At 61.9% G+C, this 17236-nt stretch carries 20 protein-coding genes; 4 read left to right on the top strand and 16 right to left on the bottom strand.

Going from position 1 to position 17236, the window contains the following annotated elements; translation table 11 throughout:
• Positions 1-46: 46 nt before the first annotated feature.
• The 6 genes from ACR3EN_RS06990 to ACR3EN_RS06965 all read right to left on the bottom strand — a co-directional run bounded on the left by ACR3EN_RS06990 (position 47) and on the right by ACR3EN_RS06965 (position 4769).
• Positions 47-583 carry a Hint domain-containing protein gene (locus ACR3EN_RS06990; RefSeq protein WP_480918408.1) on the bottom strand — a complete coding sequence of 179 codons (537 nt, stop codon included), beginning with the start codon at positions 581-583 and terminating at the stop codon, positions 47-49.
• The gene (locus tag ACR3EN_RS06985; protein ID WP_480918407.1) at positions 526-1113 is read right to left on the bottom strand and encodes a PTS sugar transporter subunit IIA; all 588 of its coding nucleotides are present in this window, start codon (positions 1111-1113) and stop codon (positions 526-528) included. Before ACR3EN_RS06985 ends, ACR3EN_RS06990 begins: the two co-directional genes overlap by 58 nt.
• A gap of 126 nt (positions 1114-1239) precedes the next feature.
• On the bottom strand, positions 1240-2610 hold the full coding sequence (locus tag ACR3EN_RS06980) for a glutamate--cysteine ligase (protein ID WP_480823406.1): 1371 nt from the start codon (positions 2608-2610) through the stop codon (positions 1240-1242).
• Between the two features lie 64 nt (positions 2611-2674).
• Complete coding sequence (locus ACR3EN_RS06975) at positions 2675-3202, bottom strand: hypothetical protein (RefSeq protein ID WP_480823404.1); 528 nt, start codon at positions 3200-3202, stop codon at positions 2675-2677.
• Positions 3199-4047: a GNAT family N-acetyltransferase gene (locus tag ACR3EN_RS06970; RefSeq protein WP_480870799.1), complete on the bottom strand. Its 849-nt coding sequence runs from the start codon at positions 4045-4047 to the stop codon at positions 3199-3201. Before ACR3EN_RS06970 ends, ACR3EN_RS06975 begins: the two co-directional genes overlap by 4 nt.
• Positions 4044-4769 (bottom strand): 16S rRNA (uracil(1498)-N(3))-methyltransferase, encoded by a 726-nt coding sequence (locus ACR3EN_RS06965; protein ID WP_480823400.1) that lies wholly within the window; start codon positions 4767-4769, stop codon positions 4044-4046. The genes ACR3EN_RS06970 and ACR3EN_RS06965 overlap by 4 nt, the downstream gene beginning before the upstream one ends.
• A 12-nt stretch (positions 4770-4781) precedes the next feature.
• Between ACR3EN_RS06965 and ubiA the strand changes: the two genes are divergently transcribed.
• The 3 genes from ubiA to ACR3EN_RS06950 all read left to right on the top strand — a co-directional run bounded on the left by ubiA (position 4782) and on the right by ACR3EN_RS06950 (position 8037).
• Positions 4782-5744 carry a 4-hydroxybenzoate octaprenyltransferase gene (ubiA, locus tag ACR3EN_RS06960; RefSeq protein WP_480823398.1) on the top strand — a complete coding sequence of 321 codons (963 nt, stop codon included), beginning with the start codon at positions 4782-4784 and terminating at the stop codon, positions 5742-5744.
• 66 nt (positions 5745-5810) lie between these two features.
• Complete coding sequence (locus ACR3EN_RS06955) at positions 5811-7715, top strand: OmpA family protein (RefSeq protein WP_480823678.1); 1905 nt, start codon at positions 5811-5813, stop codon at positions 7713-7715.
• A gap of 1 nt (position 7716) precedes the next feature.
• Positions 7717-8037 carry a hypothetical protein gene (locus ACR3EN_RS06950; protein ID WP_480531758.1) on the top strand — a complete coding sequence of 107 codons (321 nt, stop codon included), beginning with the start codon at positions 7717-7719 and terminating at the stop codon, positions 8035-8037.
• 13 nt (positions 8038-8050) lie between these two features.
• On the opposite strand, the gene ACR3EN_RS06945 is transcribed toward ACR3EN_RS06950, so the two are convergent.
• Genes ACR3EN_RS06945 through pgsA form a run of 3 tightly spaced genes read right to left on the bottom strand, consistent with a single transcriptional unit; the run spans position 8051 to position 9413 of the window.
• On the bottom strand, positions 8051-8494 hold the full coding sequence (locus ACR3EN_RS06945; protein ID WP_480823396.1) for a molybdenum cofactor biosynthesis protein MoaE: 444 nt from the start codon (positions 8492-8494) through the stop codon (positions 8051-8053).
• Position 8495: 1 nt separating this feature from the next.
• A complete protein-coding gene (moaD, locus tag ACR3EN_RS06940; RefSeq protein ID WP_480823394.1) occupies positions 8496-8741 on the bottom strand; it encodes a molybdopterin converting factor subunit 1 in 246 nt (81 codons plus the stop codon).
• Between the two features lie 3 nt (positions 8742-8744).
• A complete protein-coding gene (gene pgsA / locus ACR3EN_RS06935; protein ID WP_480823392.1) occupies positions 8745-9413 on the bottom strand; it encodes a CDP-diacylglycerol--glycerol-3-phosphate 3-phosphatidyltransferase in 669 nt (222 codons plus the stop codon).
• Between the two features lie 146 nt (positions 9414-9559).
• Here pgsA and ACR3EN_RS06930 point away from each other — a divergent pair, with 146 nt between their 5' ends.
• Positions 9560-10444: a DMT family transporter gene (locus tag ACR3EN_RS06930; protein WP_480823390.1), complete on the top strand. Its 885-nt coding sequence runs from the start codon at positions 9560-9562 to the stop codon at positions 10442-10444.
• Here ACR3EN_RS06930 and uvrC read toward each other — a convergent pair.
• The 7 genes from uvrC to ACR3EN_RS06895 all read right to left on the bottom strand — a co-directional run bounded on the left by uvrC (position 10441) and on the right by ACR3EN_RS06895 (position 17127).
• The gene (uvrC, locus tag ACR3EN_RS06925) at positions 10441-12315 is read right to left on the bottom strand and encodes an excinuclease ABC subunit UvrC (RefSeq protein ID WP_480823388.1); all 1875 of its coding nucleotides are present in this window, start codon (positions 12313-12315) and stop codon (positions 10441-10443) included. The two genes, ACR3EN_RS06930 and uvrC, sit on opposite strands and share 4 nt — an antisense overlap.
• Before the next feature lie 290 nt (positions 12316-12605).
• A complete protein-coding gene (locus tag ACR3EN_RS06920; RefSeq protein WP_480823386.1) occupies positions 12606-13385 on the bottom strand; it encodes an SDR family oxidoreductase in 780 nt (259 codons plus the stop codon).
• Between the two features lie 21 nt (positions 13386-13406).
• Positions 13407-14369, bottom strand: a complete 963-nt coding sequence (locus tag ACR3EN_RS06915) for a calcium/sodium antiporter (RefSeq protein WP_480823384.1) — start codon at positions 14367-14369, stop codon at positions 13407-13409.
• Positions 14366-14536, bottom strand: coding sequence for a hypothetical protein (locus ACR3EN_RS06910; protein WP_480823382.1), 171 nt, complete (start codon positions 14534-14536; stop codon positions 14366-14368). The genes ACR3EN_RS06915 and ACR3EN_RS06910 overlap by 4 nt, the downstream gene beginning before the upstream one ends.
• Position 14537: 1 nt before the next feature.
• Entirely contained in the window at positions 14538-15335 is a 798-nt protein-coding gene (locus tag ACR3EN_RS06905) for a S49 family peptidase (protein ID WP_480823380.1), read from the bottom strand.
• Between the two features lie 104 nt (positions 15336-15439).
• The gene (locus ACR3EN_RS06900; protein WP_480531738.1) at positions 15440-16201 is read right to left on the bottom strand and encodes an ABC transporter permease; all 762 of its coding nucleotides are present in this window, start codon (positions 16199-16201) and stop codon (positions 15440-15442) included.
• Positions 16198-17127, bottom strand: coding sequence for an ABC transporter ATP-binding protein (locus ACR3EN_RS06895; protein ID WP_480531736.1), 930 nt, complete (start codon positions 17125-17127; stop codon positions 16198-16200). The genes ACR3EN_RS06900 and ACR3EN_RS06895 overlap by 4 nt, the downstream gene beginning before the upstream one ends.
• Positions 17128-17236 lie beyond the last annotated feature (109 nt).

Raw genomic sequence — 17236 nt, 5'->3', positions numbered from 1 at the left:
CCTGCTATCACAGCAGCCCGCGAAAGCAAGAGGGGCAAGCCCGCGATCAAAGCGCGTGCAGCACCGATGCCTCAGACACTGTTCTGACCGGTCTTGAGGTTTGGCCATACAAGTCCGGCCGCTCGCGCAGGTCAGGAAACAGGGCAAACAGCTCGGACGCGGCGGCGGCATCCAAACCCCCGACACCTTGTTGGCCCGGGAAAAAGCTCTCGGAAATCAAGCCCGAGGTCGACAGCAATTGGTGGCGGTCGAAGAACAGGTGGATGTAACGCACGATGTCACAGGGGGCGCGGGTGATGGTGGTTCCGTTGACAAGCGATTTTGCCGAGACCAGAACCTCATCCTCGCCGAACAGCAACTGCGCCTGCCATCCGGAAATCAACAAGCGATGTTGTGGCGACACAAAGATGTCGCGCGTGGCCCCCAGGACCCCTGCACTGATCTGGACAGGGCTGAAAATACCCATGCCCCGAACCGTGCGGCCGCCCACCCAACGCACCGGGCAGGCCCCATCGTCGACAGTCATCACCAGATCACCCGGCCTGATCGTTTCGACACGGCGCGGCCCATCGGGCGTGTCCACAAGGGTCCCGGCCACAAAACAGGGGCCCCGCTGTCACCGGGTGACAGCGGCCCGTTGACCTGCGTATCCGGGTTTGGCTGATTGAACTGGATCGAGCTTGTGGTCTGGCCAGGGTTGGTCAGCACCGGCAGGTTCACCGACGTCGCACCCGCAGCCGCTCCGTCAACGGCCAGGATATTCTGCGTCCCGCCGCCGATATCGTAGAAGTCGATCACTTCGCCGGTCGTGGTGTTCGTCAGCGCGAAGGCCTCAAAGTTGGTGGGGCTGCCACCGTCGGGATCGGTCAGCTGGATCGGGAAATCATCTGCCGAGATGACAAAGACCTGCTCGTTATTGTCGGGGTCGGTAAAGGTCTGAACCGCGGGATCATCCAGCGGGATTTCTATTCCGACGGTACCGTCGGCCTGATAGAAGGACACGGTGAAATCCGCCGGGTTCTCGGTTGACCCGAGCGAGACCTCAAGAAACTCGGCCACGCCTGATTGTGCGGCAAAGGCGTTCGAGTAGTGCAGTTCGCTGATACGGGCCATGCGCTCATCGGTGCTCAGGGGTTTGACGTGATTATATCCGCCAAACCGCCCATGAAACCCGTCTTGTGAGGAATTGCTGGCTTAGGATCACCTATTTGCAACAATCGCCCGCTGCGCACAGTACATTCAATAGCTGTATTGCTGATAAATCCGGGTCAGATCGCCCTGCCAGTCGCCATGGTAGTGCCCCAGCAACTCATCCGCCGGGACCTGACCGGATTCGATGCTGTCTTTCAGCGCATTGAGGAAATGCGTTTCGTCCGGGACCAAACCACCGGCGCCGGGACGCGCGCGGGATTTCAGGCCTGCATCGGCAATTGATACGACCTCGCGCGCCAGATCATGCATGTTGATATCGCCGACCCGCGCCTGAAGGCCGTCTTTTGCGGCCTCGACCCGCAGCGCCTCACGCGTCTCGGCATCCCAGCCCTTGACCAGATCCCAGGCCGCATCCAGCGCGCCCTGATCATAGGTCAGACCCACCCAGAACGCAGGCAGCGCGCAGAGCCGTCGCCATGGGCCGCCGTCGGCACCGCGCATCTCCATGTATTTCTTGATGCGGGCCTCGGGGAAGGCGGTGGTCAGGTGATCGGCCCAATCCGACAGGGTTGGCGTTTCACCCGGCAGCGCGGGCAGTTTGCCCTGCAGGAAATCGCGGAAGGACATGCCCAGCGCGTCGATATATTGCCCGTCGCGATAGACGAAATACATCGGCACATCGAGCGCATATTGCACGTAGCGTTCGAACCCAAAACCCTCTTCGAACACGAAGGGCAGCATGCCGGTGCGCGCATCGTCCAGATGCCGCCAGATATAGCTGCGCCAGCTTTTCTGGCCGTTCACCTTGCCCTCGAAGAACGGAGAATTCGCAAACAACGCCGTCGCCACGGGCTGCAAGGCCAGCGCCACGCGCAGTTTCTGCACCATGTCGGCCTCGGAGCCGAAGTCGATATTGACCTGCACCGTGCAGGTGCGCCGCATCATGGCGCGGCCCATAGTGCCGACTTTTTCCATGTAATCGTTCATCAGCCGGTAACGCCCCTTGGGCATCAACGGCATCTGATCATGGGTCCAGATCGGAGCGGCGCCCAGACCGATGAAGCCCACGCCGATCTCGTCGGCGATATCCTTCACTTCGCGCAGGTGGGTGTTCACCTCGTCGCAGGTCTCGTGGATGGTCTCCAGCGGGGCACCCGACAGTTCCAGCGCGCCACCCGGTTCAAGGCTGACATTCGCGCCGTCCTTTTCCAGCCCGATCAGCTTGTCGGCCTCGCGCACCTCGGCCCAGCCGTGGCGGTCGCGCAGGCCCTCAAGCACGGCGACGATCGAGCGGGTCCCCTCGAACGGCAGAGGTTTCAGCGTGTCCTTGCAGTATCCGAACTTCTCATGCTCGGTGCCGATGCGCCAATCTGCCTTGGGCTTGCAGCCCGATTCCAGATATTCGGCCAGTTGCTCATGGCGTTCGATCGGCCCGCCGCCGGATTGGGGGATGGACATGAACCGGTCTCCGATCCTGCTGTGTCTGTCTTTGGGTCAGTCGTGGGGGGAAATGCCGCCAGTGTCAATGCAGGCGCAGATGCGCCGGGCGCGATGGCGTCTTCTCCCAGATCACCACGGGATGCGCCGCACCACCGTTGAGTTCCGACAGCATCTGTTCGGTTTTCAGCCCCGGCAGGTTCGAGAATACGTCAAACAGAGCCTCGGCCCCTTCGGCGTTCACCGGAATGTGAAGGGTCGGCTGACCGGGTTGGTCCAGCACCCACAGCGCCGGGCGTGAGGTCGGGTCGAGCGCCAGCCGCTCGATCTCGCGCGTGGCGATGATGCCACCATCCAGCGGACCAAGATAGGTGATCTGGCCTTCATCAATGGTCACAACGCCGGGTCCACCCGCGCCGGTGCGGAACCGTGCGCGCTGCACGCCGATCACCGCCAGCGCCGCCGCGACGACAACCAGAACCCAGCCCATCCAGCCCAGAAGTCCGCCGGGGCCACTGATCCAGCTGAGGCCCAGCAGCAGGACAAACCCAGCCGCCAGCACTTCGCGCCAGCGCCACAGGGCCAGTTTGGCTTCGGGTCGGATGAAACTCATGCCGTGTCCTTTGGATTGGTGAACAGGATCAGCGAGTAGTTCCCCGCAGGTTTGAACCCGATGCCGATATAGGCACGCGCGGCGGAATCGGAAGCTGCGAACAGAACGGCGCGAGACGCCCCCGCCTTTTGCGCCTCAAGCAGATGCAGGGCAACGGCGCGGCGGGCATGACCGCGCCCGCGCAACTCGGGCGGAGTGTAGACGCCGCCGATCTGCACGATCTCGGGCAGGCGCGCGTTGAACCCGGTCATGGCGACAGGTTCGCCATCGATCAGAAGCACCCGGTGGGAATCGCGTGCCGTGTAGGCCTCGAAGTCTTTACCGGCCTGATCGGCGGCGCGCGCGGGATCGAAATCCATCGCCTCGATCAAATAGTCCCGCCGCCAGCCTTCGGTGACCGAGCGACCCAGATCGCCCATCGGCACCAGCCGCGAACCGGTGAGATCGGGCAGCGCAAGCTGCTCCAGATCCAGCGCAAACCCCGGCTCATCACTGTTGAGCGTTGCGGGCCGGTCTTCCCAACCGGCAAGCTTCATGATCCGCCGCGCCTGCCCAGCCTCGGCAGCAAGGCCGAATAATGGGTGCCCCCGGATCAGTTCAATCGCCTCGGCCAGCTCATCCTCCGAGCAGTCGGGGCATTGCGGCAGCACCATGCCCTCATTCGTGATCGCAAAGACAGCGCGCAGGGGATCGCCCAGCACCCAGACTTTCAGCGCGCGGAAGTCGGGCGCGCGCAGGCCGTAATCGCGCAAATTTGCCAGCGGAAACATCGAGGTCTGGATGTGCTGAGACAGAAACCCGTCGATCAGCGGCACATCGCTGTCCTCAGCGGCGCGCCATGTCATGCCCAATCCCCCAGCGCCTGCTGCCACATAGTCATGGCCGCGACTGCCGCCGTATCCGCGCGCAAGATGCGGGGGCCTAGGCTGACCAAATGAGCAAATGACAAACCGCTCAACCGCTTGCGTTCGCGTTCCGAAAATCCGCCCTCGGGGCCAATCAGAATGGCCCAGGGCAGGCCCTTCTCGTGCGCCGCCAGACGCAGGGCCGAGCCCACCTCAGCCTCGTCGCAGAACATCAGCTGGCGGCCTTCAGGCCATGCGTCCAGCACCCGGTCGAGCCGTTGCAGGTCGGTGACCTCGGGCACAAAAGTGCCACCGCATTGCTCGGCGGCCTCGACCGCGTGGGCTTGCAGGCGATCCTGCCGGATGCGTTCGGAGTTGGTGAACTCGGTCTGCACCGGCATGATCCGCGCAGCCCCCATTTCTGCCGCCTTTTCAACGATGAAATCGGTACGCGCCTTTTTGATGGGCGCGAACAATAGCCACAGATCGGGCGGCATCTGCAGTACCTTGGTCTGCCGGGCGCAGGTCAGTGACCCGCCGCGTTTTCCGGCCTCGACCACCTCGGCCAGCCATTCGCCATCGCGCCCGTTGAACAGGGCGACCTGCCCGCCCACGGACAGGCGCATGACGCCGAACAGGTAATGCGCCTGTTCGCGCGTCAAAGGAACCGATTGCCCCTGACCCAAAGGGTGCTCTACATACAGTCTGATCTTCGCAGTCATGAGACCCTACATATGCAAGGCAATGCCCCAACACCAGACGGTCAGGTCGCGGATGCGGTCAGTGGCAACTGGGTCGACACCCATGCCCCCGCCTTTGCCCGGCCGTACCTGAGGCTCAGCCGCGCGGACCGGCCCATCGGTACATGGCTGCTGCTGATTCCCTGCTGGTGGGGTCTGGCGCTGGCGATCCTGAGCGACGGGTCACCGCGGTTAGAGGACCTGTGGATCGCCATCGGCTGCGCCATCGGGGCGTTCCTGATGCGCGGTGCGGGCTGTACGTGGAACGACATCACCGACCGCGACTTTGACGGGCAGGTCGAACGCACCCGCTCGCGTCCGATCCCTTCGGGTCAGGTCAGCGTGCGGCAGGCGGTGATCTGGATGGGGCTGCAATGCCTGCTGGCGCTGGTGATTCTGCTGACCTTCAACCGGGCGGCCATCGCCATGGGCGTGCTCTCGCTGCTGCCCGTCACGATCTACCCGTTCGCAAAACGCTTTACGTGGTGGCCGCAGGTCTTTCTGGGGCTGGCCTTCAACTGGGGTGCTTTGCTGGCCTGGGCCGCGCATACCGGCACCATCGGCTGGCCTGCAATTACGCTATATCTGTCGGGCATCGCATGGACCCTGTTCTATGACACGATCTATGCCCATCAGGACGCCGAGGATGACGAACTGATCGGCATCAAATCCACCGCCCGGCTGTTCGGGACCGATACCGCCCGGTGGCTCAAGTATTTTCTGGTCGGCACGGTCAGCCTGATGGGGCTGGCGATAATCGACGCAGCAATGCCGCAGGCTTCGGTTCTGGCGCTGGTGGTGGCCTTGGGCGGACCGTGGGCGATGGGCTGGCATATGGCGTGGCAATTGCGCGGCCTCGATACCGAGGACAACGCCAAGCTGCTGCAGCTGTTCCGAGCCAACCGCGACACCGGCCTGATTCCGCTGATCTTCCTCTGCGTCGCGCTTTTCCTCTGATTGCACCTCTGGTTCTGGCTCTGTATGAGTCCGCTACCAACCGCCCGAGAGGTCTCGAACCCGCCCATGCGCCTGCCTTACGCCCTTGCCGTTGCGTTGATCTTTGCGGTGTCTGCCGCGCTGTCGCTGGTGGCTGCCGGATTTTCAGTCAGCAAGATTGAGGACGCCTCGGAACTGGCCGTGCGCCGGGCGCTGAACCTGCAGGGTCATGACTGGGCCGAGGTCGAATCCGACGGGTTGCGCGTTGTGCTGACCGGCATGGCCCCGGATGAGGCCACGCGGTTCAACGCCCTGACCGCCGCCGGGACCGAGGTCGACACCTCACGCGTCATCGACGAGATGGAGGTCGCGCCCACCGCCGACCTGACCCCGCCTCGGTTCTCGGCCGAAATCTTGCGCAATGACAGCGGCATCTCGATCATCGGGCTGGTCCCAGCCAGCGAAGACCGCGACGACTTGATGGATCGTCTGCAACGGCTGGACCGGGACGCAATGGTCTCGGACCTGATGGAAAGCGCGGATTATCCCAAGCCCGAGGGCTGGGATACGGCCCTCACCTATGCGATTCAGGCGCTGTCCGATCTGCCGCGCGCCAAAATCTCGGCCAGCCCCGGGCTGGTGCGCATCACCGCCATCGCCGACAGCCAGCAGGAAAAAGACCGGCTGGAACAGGACCTGAGCCGCGCCGCGCCGCCGGGCCTGCGGATCGGTCTGGCGATCTCGGCCCCGCGTCCCGTGATCACGCCATTCACCCTGCGTTATCTGATCAACTCAGAGGGCGGGCAGTTTGATGCCTGTTCCGCGCAGGACGAGGATGCGCACGACATCATCGTCGAAGCCGCTCAACAGGCCGGGCTGACCGGACCTGCGTCCTGCACCATCGGGTTGGGCGTGCCGTCGCCGCGCTGGGCCAACGCCGCACAGCTGAGCATCCGGGCGCTGGCGGAACTGGGTCAGGGTTCGGTCACGCTGTCGGATGCGGATATCACTCTGGTGGCCGCGCAGGACACCAGCCCGCTGCTGTTCGACCGTGTCGTGGGCGAGTTGGAAAACACGCTGCCCGACGTCTTCGTTCTGCACGCCATCCTACCTGAACCCGAGCCCGACGACCCAACCGGCCCTGTCGAATTCGTCGCCACCCGCAGCCCCGAAGGGCTGGTGCAACTGCGCGGGCGAGTCAGCGACGAGACCCTGCGCGACATGACCGACAGCTTTGCGCGTGCCGCTTTCGGCTCGCTACAGGTACACACGGCGACCCGTATCGCACCGGATCTGCCTGCGGACTGGCCTGTGCGCGTTTTGGCCGGACTTGAGGGACTGTCGCAACTGCATAACGGGGCGCTGACCGTGACCCCGGATTCGGTGACGCTGTCGGGGCTCAGCCATGATCCCGATGCAAAGGCCCGGATCGCGGGGCTGTTTTCCGACAAGCTGGGCGATGCGCAGGATTTCACCCTGTCGATCACCTATCAGGAACCGCCCGAACCCGAGGACGCCTTGCCCGATCCCGAGCTTTGCGAGGAACAGATCGTTGCCGTTCAGGCGGCCAGCAAGATCGCATTCGAGCCGGGCTCGGCCACCGTCGCCGCAGACTCGCGCGATGCGCTGAACCAGATCGCCGACATCCTGCGCGAGTGCGGCCCGATCCGTCTTGAGATTCAGGGTCACACCGACAGTCAGGGCCGCGAGGAAATGAACCAGCAGCTCAGCCAGTCGCGCGCGCAGTCGATCCTGAACGAACTGCGCGGGCGGCGGGTGCCGACCTCGAGCTTCTCGGCGGTCGGCTATGGCGAAACGCAGCCCATCGCCGACAATGGAACCGAGGAAGGCCGCGAGGAAAATCGCCGCATCGAATTCCGTCTGATCCGCCCCGAGCCGGTCGCCAACACCGAAACCGCGCTTGAGGCGATGGAAGCTGAGACTGAGACCCCAGAAACTGACGCAACTGATGCGGGCGCAGAGGACCAGTAAGTTGAACAGAACCGAATTCATCATCGCCACCGCCGTCATCCTGTTCGCCGCATTCTGCATGGGCTGGTTCGCCAATTGGCTGGCCCACCGCCTGTCCCGCGTGCGCCAAAGCGACGTGGCCGATCTGGACCGTATGAGCCAGGAATTGCACGAGGCCGAAGAAACCCGCGATCAGGCCATCACCTATCTGCAGCAGCGCGAGGCCGAATTGACCAACCAGCTGACCCAGACCGAGGCCGAACTGGATGCGGCAATGGAAGGCCTGCGCGCGGCGCGGCAAGAGGCTGAGGAAATGCGCGGGCGGATCAACAACGCGGATTGAATCGACCGCGTATCTACCAGCGGGTTAGCGCGTCTTCGTCCTCGTCCTTGGCGGCCACCCATTCGGCCCCCGAGGTGGTCAGCTCTTTCTTCCAGAACGGGGCGCGGGATTTGAGGTAGTCCATCAGATACTCCGCCGCCTCGAACGCATCCTTGCGATGGGGCGCGGCAGTGGCGACCATCATGATCCGGTCGCCCGGAGCCAGCCGTCCATGCCGGTGGATCACCAGCACATCGCCCAGCGACCACCGGGTCTGTGCTTCTTCTGCGATCTTGGTCAGGGCGCGCTCGGTCATGCCCGGGTAGTGCTCGATCTCCATCACGTCCAGGTCACCCGTCACCAGATCGCGCACCACGCCGGTGAAGGTCACGATGGCCCCGTTGGCGGCATCGCCGTCGGCAAACGCATTTGCCTCGGCCCCCAGATCAAACGGGGCCTCTTGCACGACAATCCGCATATCAGCCGCCCGTCATAGGCGGAAAAAACGCCACTTCGCGGACGCCGGTCAGAGACGCATCAAAGTCCGACAATTCCTGATCCAGTGCCACGCGCAGGGCGGACAGATCGGCAAAGGCCGCGGCATAGCGGTCTTCGCGCGCGCTGAGTTCTGCGACCAGATCACTGACCGTTGCGGCCTGCGTTTCGACCTTTTCCTTCGGCAGGCCGATGCGTTCGCGCACCCAGGCGAAATACAGCACGTCCATCCTTTAGCTCTCCTTCAGGTGGGGCATAGCTTTACGTAGGTAGTCATAGCCGGTGATCAATGTCAGCGTTGCGGCGATCCACAGCAACCACAAACCGATGCGACCCGACCAGAACATGCCCTCAAGATGCCAACGGATATGGTTCAAGTCCTCTGACTGCCCCGAGAGCACCTGGTCGATAATCGTCGGGTCCATACCGAATGTGGCCATCACGAAGTAATGCTCGAAAATCCCCTGCGAAAACAGGATCGCAATCGCCACCATCTGCGCTGTTGTTTTCCACTTGGCCAGTTTGGTCACTTTCAGCGTTCCGGCGGTGTCACCCAGATATTCGCGCAGGCCCGAGACAAACACCTCGCGAAACAGGATCACGGTGGCGGGCAGCACCAGCCAAGGGGTCCAGTGTTCGGTCGAATAGCCCACAAGGATCATCAGCGCGATCACCACCATCGCCTTGTCAGCAATCGGGTCCAGCATCGCCCCGATCTTTGTTTCCTGCTTCCATGCGCGGGCCAGGTAGCCATCGAACCAGTCCGTGATCGCCGCAGACAGGAACAGGATCAGCGCGAACCAATCGGCATAGGGCCGGGTGAAATACAGAAACATCACGGCCAGACCGGGGGCAGCCAGCAAGCGCAGCACGGTCAGGATATTGGGCAGGTTCCACTTCATGGCCCGACCCTACATCGCGCGCGCAGGACAGAAAAGACAGGGTGTCGAAAAACATCACCAATCACAGCACCTTGGTCAATGCGCCGCAGACCTTGGCCTTTGCCCGGTTTGCGGTCAGATTGCGCCGCAGACCAAAGGTAAAGCCCATGACCACTCATATCAGCACCGACCCAAGATCAAACCTGCTGGGCAGCGCCTGGATGGTGGGGGCGATGGCGGTGTTTGCGGTTGAGGACGCGCTGCTGAAATCCGCTACCGCAGGTCTGCCGATCTGGCAAGTGCTGATCCTGTTCGGGCTGGGCGGGTCGGTGATCTTTGCCACTGTCGCGGCCCTGCGCGGCACCCGTATGTTTCATCCGGACGTACTCTCGCGCCCCATGCAGGTGCGCGCCTTTTTCGAGATTCTGGGCCGGATGTTCTATGTGCTGGCCATCGCCTATACGCCGCTCTCTTCGGCGACGGTGATCCTGCAGGCCACGCCTCTGGTCGTTGTCGCCGGGGCAGCGCTGTTCTTCGGCGAAACCGTCGGCTGGCGACGCTGGTGCGCCATTCTGATCGGTCTGATCGGAGTGGTGATCATCGTGCAGCCCACGGGCGACAGTTTCTCGGCCCTGTCGATTCTTGCAGTCCTTGGCATGATCGGGTTCGCGGGCCGCGATCTGTCCAGCCGTGCCGCTCCGGCATCGCTGAGCACCGAGGTTCTGGGGTTCTACGGGTTCATCTGCGTCATCATCGCCGGGGGTCTGTTCTGGCTGTTCGAAGGTGGCACTTTTGTTGCGCTCAGCCCCAGCCACAGCCTGTATGTTCTCGGCGCGGTGTCCTGCGGGGCGGTTGCCTATGCCTCGCTGATGAAGGCGATGCGCACGGGCGAAGTCTCGTCAGTGACGCCGTTCCGGTATTCGCGCCTGCTGTTCGGGGTCGGGCTGGGCGTGTTGTTCTTCGGAGAACGCCCGGATCAGACCATGTGGATCGGCAGCGCACTGATCGTGGCCTCGGGGCTGTACATCCTGTGGCGCGGGCGGCAGGCCTAGCCCTTGTCGTGGAAGAAATCGTAAACCTTCTGCGCCAACCCGGCTGAGATCCCCTCGACCGCTTTCAGATCTGCCAGATTGGCGCGGCTGACCGCCTTGGCGCTGCCGAAATGGGTCAGCAGGGCGCGTTTACGCGCAGCCCCCACGCCGGGGATTTCATCCAGCGGCGTTGCTCCAACCGCCTTGGCGCGTTTGGCCCGGTGGGTGCCGATTGCGAACCGGTGCGCCTCGTCCCGCAGACGCTGGATGAAGTACAGCACCGGGTCGTTGCGTTTCAGAGCAAACGGGCGCTGACCAGTCCGGTGGAATTCCTCTTTGCCATGATCGCGGTCGACGCCCTTGGCGACGCCAACCATCGGGATGTCCTCGACCCCGTGCTCGACCATGATCTCATGCACAGCACTGACCTGCCCCGCGCCACCGTCGATCAGCAGCAGGTCCGGCCACAGGCCCTTGTCACGATCCGGGTCTTCCTTTTGCAGGCGGGTGAAACGGCGGGTCAGGACCTCTTTCATCATCCCAAAGTCATCGCCGGGTGTCAGGTCGTCGCCCCGGATGTTGAACTTGCGATAGGCGTTTTTCATGAACCCCTCGGGGCCCGCCACGATCATGCCACCCACCGCATTGGTGCCCTGAATATGGCTGTTATCATAGACCTCAATCCGCAGGGGCGGTGCATCCAGCTCAAACGCCTCAGCCACGCCGCGCAGCAGCTTGGCCTGCGTCGCGCTTTCGGACATGCGGCGGGCCAGCGACTCGCGCGCGTTCCGCAACGCTCCGGCGACCAGTTCCTGCTTTTCGCCGCGTTGAGGGACAAGGATTTCAACCTTGCGGCCCGCCCTCTCGGACAACGCCTCTTGCATCAAATCGGCGTTTTCGATTGCGTCCGACAGGATCAACTGCCGGGGCGGTTCCTTGTTGTCATAGAACTGGCCCAGAAAGGCCTCCATCACCTCGGCAGGCGATACGTCGGCCCCGACCCGAGGGTAGAAGTCCTTATTTCCCCAGTTCTGGTTGGCGCGGATGAAAAACACCTGAACACAGGCCTGCCCACTATCCATATACAGACCGATCACATCCGCCTCGGCCACGCCGCGCGGGTTGATGCCTTGGCTGGTCTGCACCTGCGTCAGCGCCCGGATGCGGTCGCGCAAACCGGCGGCACGTTCGAACTCCATCGCCTCGGACGCGGCCATCATCTGTTCGGCCAGATCTTCCTGCACCTTGGTCGAGCGGCCCGACAGGAACCGTTCCGCATCGCGCACGCTTTCGCGATACCCCTCTTCCGAGATCAGCCCCACACACGGCCCCGAGCACCGCTTGATCTGATAGAGCAGACAGGGTCGCGTGCGACTGTCGAACATGGAATCCGAGCAATTGCGCAGCAAGAACGCCTTCTGCAACTGGTTCAGCGTCCGGTTCACCGCGCCCGCGCTGGCGAAGGGGCCGAAATAGGCGCCCTTTTCCTTTTTCGCGCCGCGGTGTTTCTTGATCTGCGGAAAGGCGTGATCCTTGGCAACCAGAATATTGGGAAAGCTTTTGTCGTCGCGCAGCAACACGTTGTATTTCGGCTTGAGCTGCTTGATCAGGTTCTGCTCCAGCAGCAGCGCCTCGGTCTCGGTCCGTGTGGTCAGAAACATCATCGAGGCGGTCGCGGCAATCATCTTCTCGATCCGCCCCGAATGCCCCGGCCGCGTGTAATTCGACACCCGCGCCTTCAGGTTCCGCGCCTTACCGACGTACAGAACCCGGCTGTCCGCATCCAGCATCCGATACACGCCGGGCGAGCTGTCCAGCGTTTTCACATAGCGCTGGATACACGTATAGCCGGTCTGTTGCGGGGTGGGGTCTGGTGCGCTGCTGGCGGTCATGGCTTTCAGATATGATTCTCTGACTATGGCTGCAATCTTGCGCGACCCAGATCAAGAGGAAACAAATCCACGACTTCTGTGGATAAGTGTGCAGATAACTTTCCCATCATCGTGATTTTCCCTTAAATCATTAAGCATTCCTTGATTTGCGTAAAAAATAGGCAGCAAACTAAGTATTTGATTTGTAATTATATTTTTTGTGATCTGAGACAAGTGTATGAAAAACAATACAATTTTGTAACGGCTTGGTAACAGAAATGAGAGCGGTGCAAAACTTACACTGAATATACTTATTCTACGCCCAACACATCCGGCGTTTGCCAGCCCAGATGCTGCCCCCCATCGACGCACAGAAGCTGGCCAGTGACGGCGTGCGCATCCAGAAAATAACCGAGCGCAGCGGTGATATCCGACGGGTTCGCCCCGCGCTCTAATACCGTGTTCTGGCGCTGTGCCATGAAATGCTGCTCGCTTTGACGATGGCCCTGCAGGGTCGGACCCGGCCCGATTGCATTAACACGGATGGCCGGTGTCAGGGCCTGCGCGGCGGTTCGGGTCAGCGCCCATAACCCCATCTTGGCGATGGTGTATGACATGAACTCAGGCGTCAGCTTGCGCACACGCATATCGACCATGTTGACGATCAGTCCCGTGGCCTGGGGCTCTCCCATCAGGTCCGTTTCCGCAGTCAGCCCCTGTTCGGCCATCGCCTGCGTCAAAACAAATGGAGCGCGCAAGTTGCTATCAAGGTGACGATCCCAGCTTTGGCGGGTCGCTGTATGGATGTTGTCGTATTCGAAGATCGAGGCATTGTTGACCAGACAGGTGATCGGACCACCCAAGCCTTCGGCAGCGCGCGGCAAAAGGGTGGTGACTTGCGCCTCATCCAACAGGTCGGCGGGCAGTGCGATTGCCTTGCGGCCCAGAGCCTCAATCTCGGAAACGGTCTGCTGGGCGGCGTCGCCTGAGGTCGCGTAGTGTACCGCCACATCCATGCCGCGCCGGGCCAGGTAAACGGCCATTGCGCGCCCAAGCCGTATTCCAGCGCCGGTTACCAGAGCTCGGGTCATAGGTCGCATCCTTCCGTCAAATCACGCCAGCAAACTGACTATGTATACGACGTAGAGCAAGGTCAGGATCATTCCCCAGACGCGTGTTATGTCTTTCTTGAAAAACACGAACGGGATCAGCAGCAAGGATGCGCCCAGCATAACCCAAAGATCAAACCGCAGGAATTCGGGATCCACCGGAATACGTCCGAACAAGGTCGCGATCCCGATAATGGCGAGCAGGTTGAACATATTCGACCCGATGACATTGCCCAAGGCCACATCCGCCTGCCGGCGCAGCGCCGCCATCACGGTGGTGGCCAGCTCAGGCAAAGAGGTCCCCACCGCGACCAAGGTCAGCCCGATCACCGTTTCACTGATCCCATAATCGCGCGCAATGATTGTCGCATTGTCGACCAGAAGATGCGCACCGGTGGGCAGACCGATCAGGCCCAGCACCAGATACATCCCGACCTTCCAATAGGGCATATCGGGATCGGCTTCTTCCAGCCCGTCAAGCTCATCCTCGTCCGCGCAGGCCTCGCCACAGGCTTTGCGGTGTGCGTTGGCCTCACGGAAGGCGTTCATCAGAACCAGCGCCAGCCCGGCCAGCAATATTGCACCGCTGAGCAGATTGAACACGCCGAAGAAGGCCAGTGCGATAAACAGGACCGAGGCCATCAGCATGAAGACATAGTTCTTGCGGCTGTCGCATTCGCTTGTGTGCAGCGTCGCCAGTAGCGCAGGCAGCCCCAGCACCAGCAGGATATTCGCAGTGTTCGATCCCACCACATTGCCCAGCGCAATGCCCGGAGCGTTTTCCTGAATCGCGCTGATCGCGATCAGCAGCTCGGGGGCCGAGGTGCCAAAGGCCACGATGGTCAGACTGACGATCAGCGCCGGCACGCCCAGCCGCAGGCTCAGGTTCACTGCCCCACGGACCAGTGCATCCCCGGCCAGCAGAAGGATCAGCAGGCCCAGACCTGAAAACAGCCACGCGGTCATCCACGTCCCCTCTTGTCACAGGGGCATGGCCCCTTGCCGATGCGGAACCGCCCGCAGCGTGGACATTTGGCCGAGCTCAGCCGTTTCTGCCCCGGAAAGCGCAGCTTTCCGAACATGGCCAGTACGCCCATGGCAATCAGGAACAGAGTGACGGCTTTGATGATCACGTTACAACCCGAACCGCGCAAAGGCCGCGCGTTCCTCAAGCCCGGCGATGGCGTCTTCGGCGAACGAAGCGCCAAACCGCGACCAGATGGGTTTGCGCATCCCGTAACGGCGGAATTTGATCTTGTCGCCGAACCGCTCTTGCATCTTCGGTTTCAGATGCGCGATCCCGTCGATCAGACCCAGTTCCTGTGCGCGGCGCGCCAGCCAGACCTCGCCATTGAACAGATCGGTATTGGCGTCCAGCTTGCCCTCGCGCCGGGTTTTGACATGGGTGATGAAATTCTCATGGATATCGCCCAGCAGCACCTTGAGCCGTGCGACGTCCTCTTTCTTCTCGGGCGCAAAGGGGTCCAGCATCGATTTCGACGTGCCTGCCGTATGCACGCGCCGCTCGAACCCCTGCCGGGCCAGAAAAACATGCGCGCCAAAACCCGACGAGATCACCCCGATCGAGCCCAGAACCGAGCTGTCATCGGCATAAATCTCATCCGCCGCAGCCGCCAGCCAGTACCCGCCCGAGGCGGCGACATCCTCGACAAAGGCATAAACGGGGATGTTCAACTCATCCGCCAGCCGCCGGATCCGCGCGCCTATCAGGGAACTTTGCACAGGAGAGCCGCCGGGCGAGTTGACCTCAAGCGCGACGGCCACAGGCTTGCCTTTGCGAAAGGCTTTCTCAAGCACCGGTGCCAGCGCGGTGGCATTCATCGACCCACGCCCGGCCATTCCGATGGCGCCAGACAGACGGACAACGGCCACAAAGGGCTGCTTTTTCAGGAACGGCAGGCTTAGTTTCATGGATGCCGATGTAGAGCGCGCCCGAGCCGTTAACAAGGGACCGACATTGCCATAAACGCGACGTGAACCAATTTCCCACACCCGATGGGCAAAAATGCAACGCCCTAGCTGCGGATGCGCCAGCCGGTTTTGAAGATCCAGCCAATGACCGCAAGGCACAGACCAGTGAAGCCCAGGATGGCCAGAAGGCTCCAGAAAATCGGCACATCTGCGATGCCGTAGAAAGACCAGCGGAAGCCGGAAATCAGATATACGACCGGGTTGAACAGGGTGATCGTTTGCCACACGGGCGGCAGCATCGAGATGGAATAGAACGTGCCCCCCAGAAAGATCAGCGGCGTGACGATCAGTTGCGGGATCAGCGACATCTGTTCGAAATTGCTAGCCCAGATGCCGACGATGAAACCCAGCAGCGAAAAGCTGAGGCAGGTCAGCACCAGAAAGGCCACCATCGCCAATGGGTGCTCGACCCGTATATCCACGAAGAATGTAGCAGTAATCAGAATCACCACCCCTACGAACAGGGCCTTGGTCGCCGCTGCCCCGACATAGCCGATCACGATCTCAATGAAATTGACCGGGGCCGAGAGCAGCTCATAGATCGTACCCAGAAACTTGGGGAAATAGATGCCGAACGACGCGTTCGAGATCGCCAGCATCACCACCGACAACATGATCAGCCCCGGCACGATGAACGCCCCGTAAGACACACCCTCGACCTCTTGAATCCGGCTGCCAATGGCGGTGCCGAAGACCACGAAATAGAGCGACGTGGACAGGACCGGCGACAGAAAGCTCTGCGCCAGAGTGCGGAAGAACCGGGCCATTTCGAACCGGTAGATGGCGGCGATGGCGGACCAGTTCATGCAGGCTCTCCCGAGACAAGATTGACGAAGATCTCTTCAAGGCTCGACTGCCGTGTCTGTACATCGCGCAGCACCAACCCGGCCTGCGCGACATCGTTCAGCAGCGTGGTGATACCCGTGCGTTCGGCATTGGTGTCGTAGGTATAGATCAGCACGTCCCCCTCGCCATTCAGTGTCAGCTGGTGTTCCGAAAGGCTGTCGGGAATGGCTGGGATCGGGTCGGTCAGCATCACCTCGATCTGCTTCTTGCCCATCTGCGCCATCAGGGTGTCCTTGTCCTGCACCAGCAGCAGCTCACCCTTGTCGATGACGCCAACGCGGTCGGCGATGGCCTCGGCCTCTTCGATGTAGTGGGTGGTCAGGATGATGGTCACGCCCGCCTGTTTCAGCTCGGCCACGATCTCCCACATATCCTTGCGCAGCTCGACATCGACCCCGGCGGTGGGTTCGTCCAGAAACAGCACGCGCGGCTCATGCGCCAGCGCCTTGGCGATCAGCACCCGGCGTTTCATCCCACCCGACAGTTCCTTGATCGCATTGCGCCGCTTGTCCCACAGCGACAGCTTGCGCAGGATTTCCTCGATCCGGGCATTGTCGCGCCCGTGGCCAAATAGACCGCGCGAGAAACGGACGGTGTTCCAGACCTTCTCGAACGGCTCCAGCGCGATTTCCTGCGGCACCAGCCCGATCATCTTGCGGGCGGCGCGGAACTCGGTCTGGATATCATGTCCACCCACAGTCACCGACCCCGAGGTCGGCGTGGTAATCCCGCATACGGTCGAGATCAGCGTCGTCTTGCCCGCGCCATTCGGCCCCAGCAGCGCCAGAATCTCACCTTCTTCAATGTCCAGAGTCACGCCTTTGAGCGCCTCAAAGCCATCGGCATAAGATTTGCGCAAATCCCGGATCGATAGAATGGTTGTCATGTGGCCCCTCGTTCTGACCTCGCAACCTATCGCGCCGGGCAGGCCGGGAACAGCCCTTTTGCGCACAGCACGCTACGCGCTGACGCAGGGATCCGACCAGTCTGCACTT

This window comes from Ruegeria sp. G7 (genome assembly GCF_056535465.1).
Note: the sequence above shows the minus strand (reverse complement) of the source record. Positions and strands in the feature narration are given on the sequence as shown.

Bases quoted from the DNA above. Each gene is read 5' to 3' on its own strand.
- ACR3EN_RS06970 (WP_480870799.1), bottom strand. From the start codon at position 4,047: ATGACATGGCGCGCCGCTGAGGACAGCGATGTGCCGCTGATCGACGGG.
- ACR3EN_RS06955 (WP_480823678.1), top strand. From the start codon at position 5,811: ATGCGCCTGCCTTACGCCCTTGCCGTTGCGTTGATCTTTGCGGTGTCT.
- ACR3EN_RS06905 (WP_480823380.1), bottom strand. From the start codon at position 15,335: ATGAAACTAAGCCTGCCGTTCCTGAAAAAGCAGCCCTTTGTGGCCGTT.
- ACR3EN_RS06915 (WP_480823384.1), bottom strand. From the start codon at position 14,369: ATGACCGCGTGGCTGTTTTCAGGTCTGGGCCTGCTGATCCTTCTGCTG.
- ACR3EN_RS06985 (WP_480918407.1), bottom strand. From the start codon at position 1,113: ATGGCCCGTATCAGCGAACTGCACTACTCGAACGCCTTTGCCGCACAA.
- ACR3EN_RS06920 (WP_480823386.1), bottom strand. From the start codon at position 13,385: ATGACCCGAGCTCTGGTAACCGGCGCTGGAATACGGCTTGGGCGCGCA.
- ACR3EN_RS06900 (WP_480531738.1), bottom strand. From the start codon at position 16,201: ATGAACTGGTCCGCCATCGCCGCCATCTACCGGTTCGAAATGGCCCGG.
- uvrC (WP_480823388.1), bottom strand. From the start codon at position 12,315: ATGACCGCCAGCAGCGCACCAGACCCCACCCCGCAACAGACCGGCTAT.
- moaD (WP_480823394.1), bottom strand. From the start codon at position 8,741: ATGGACGTGCTGTATTTCGCCTGGGTGCGCGAACGCATCGGCCTGCCG.
- ACR3EN_RS06965 (WP_480823400.1), bottom strand. From the start codon at position 4,769: ATGACTGCGAAGATCAGACTGTATGTAGAGCACCCTTTGGGTCAGGGG.
- ACR3EN_RS06895 (WP_480531736.1), bottom strand. From the start codon at position 17,127: ATGACAACCATTCTATCGATCCGGGATTTGCGCAAATCTTATGCCGAT.
- ubiA (WP_480823398.1), top strand. From the start codon at position 4,782: ATGCAAGGCAATGCCCCAACACCAGACGGTCAGGTCGCGGATGCGGTC.
- ACR3EN_RS06930 (WP_480823390.1), top strand. From the start codon at position 9,560: ATGACCACTCATATCAGCACCGACCCAAGATCAAACCTGCTGGGCAGC.
- ACR3EN_RS06975 (WP_480823404.1), bottom strand. From the start codon at position 3,202: ATGAGTTTCATCCGACCCGAAGCCAAACTGGCCCTGTGGCGCTGGCGC.
- pgsA (WP_480823392.1), bottom strand. From the start codon at position 9,413: ATGAAGTGGAACCTGCCCAATATCCTGACCGTGCTGCGCTTGCTGGCT.
- ACR3EN_RS06945 (WP_480823396.1), bottom strand. From the start codon at position 8,494: ATGCGGATTGTCGTGCAAGAGGCCCCGTTTGATCTGGGGGCCGAGGCA.
- ACR3EN_RS06980 (WP_480823406.1), bottom strand. From the start codon at position 2,610: ATGTCCATCCCCCAATCCGGCGGCGGGCCGATCGAACGCCATGAGCAA.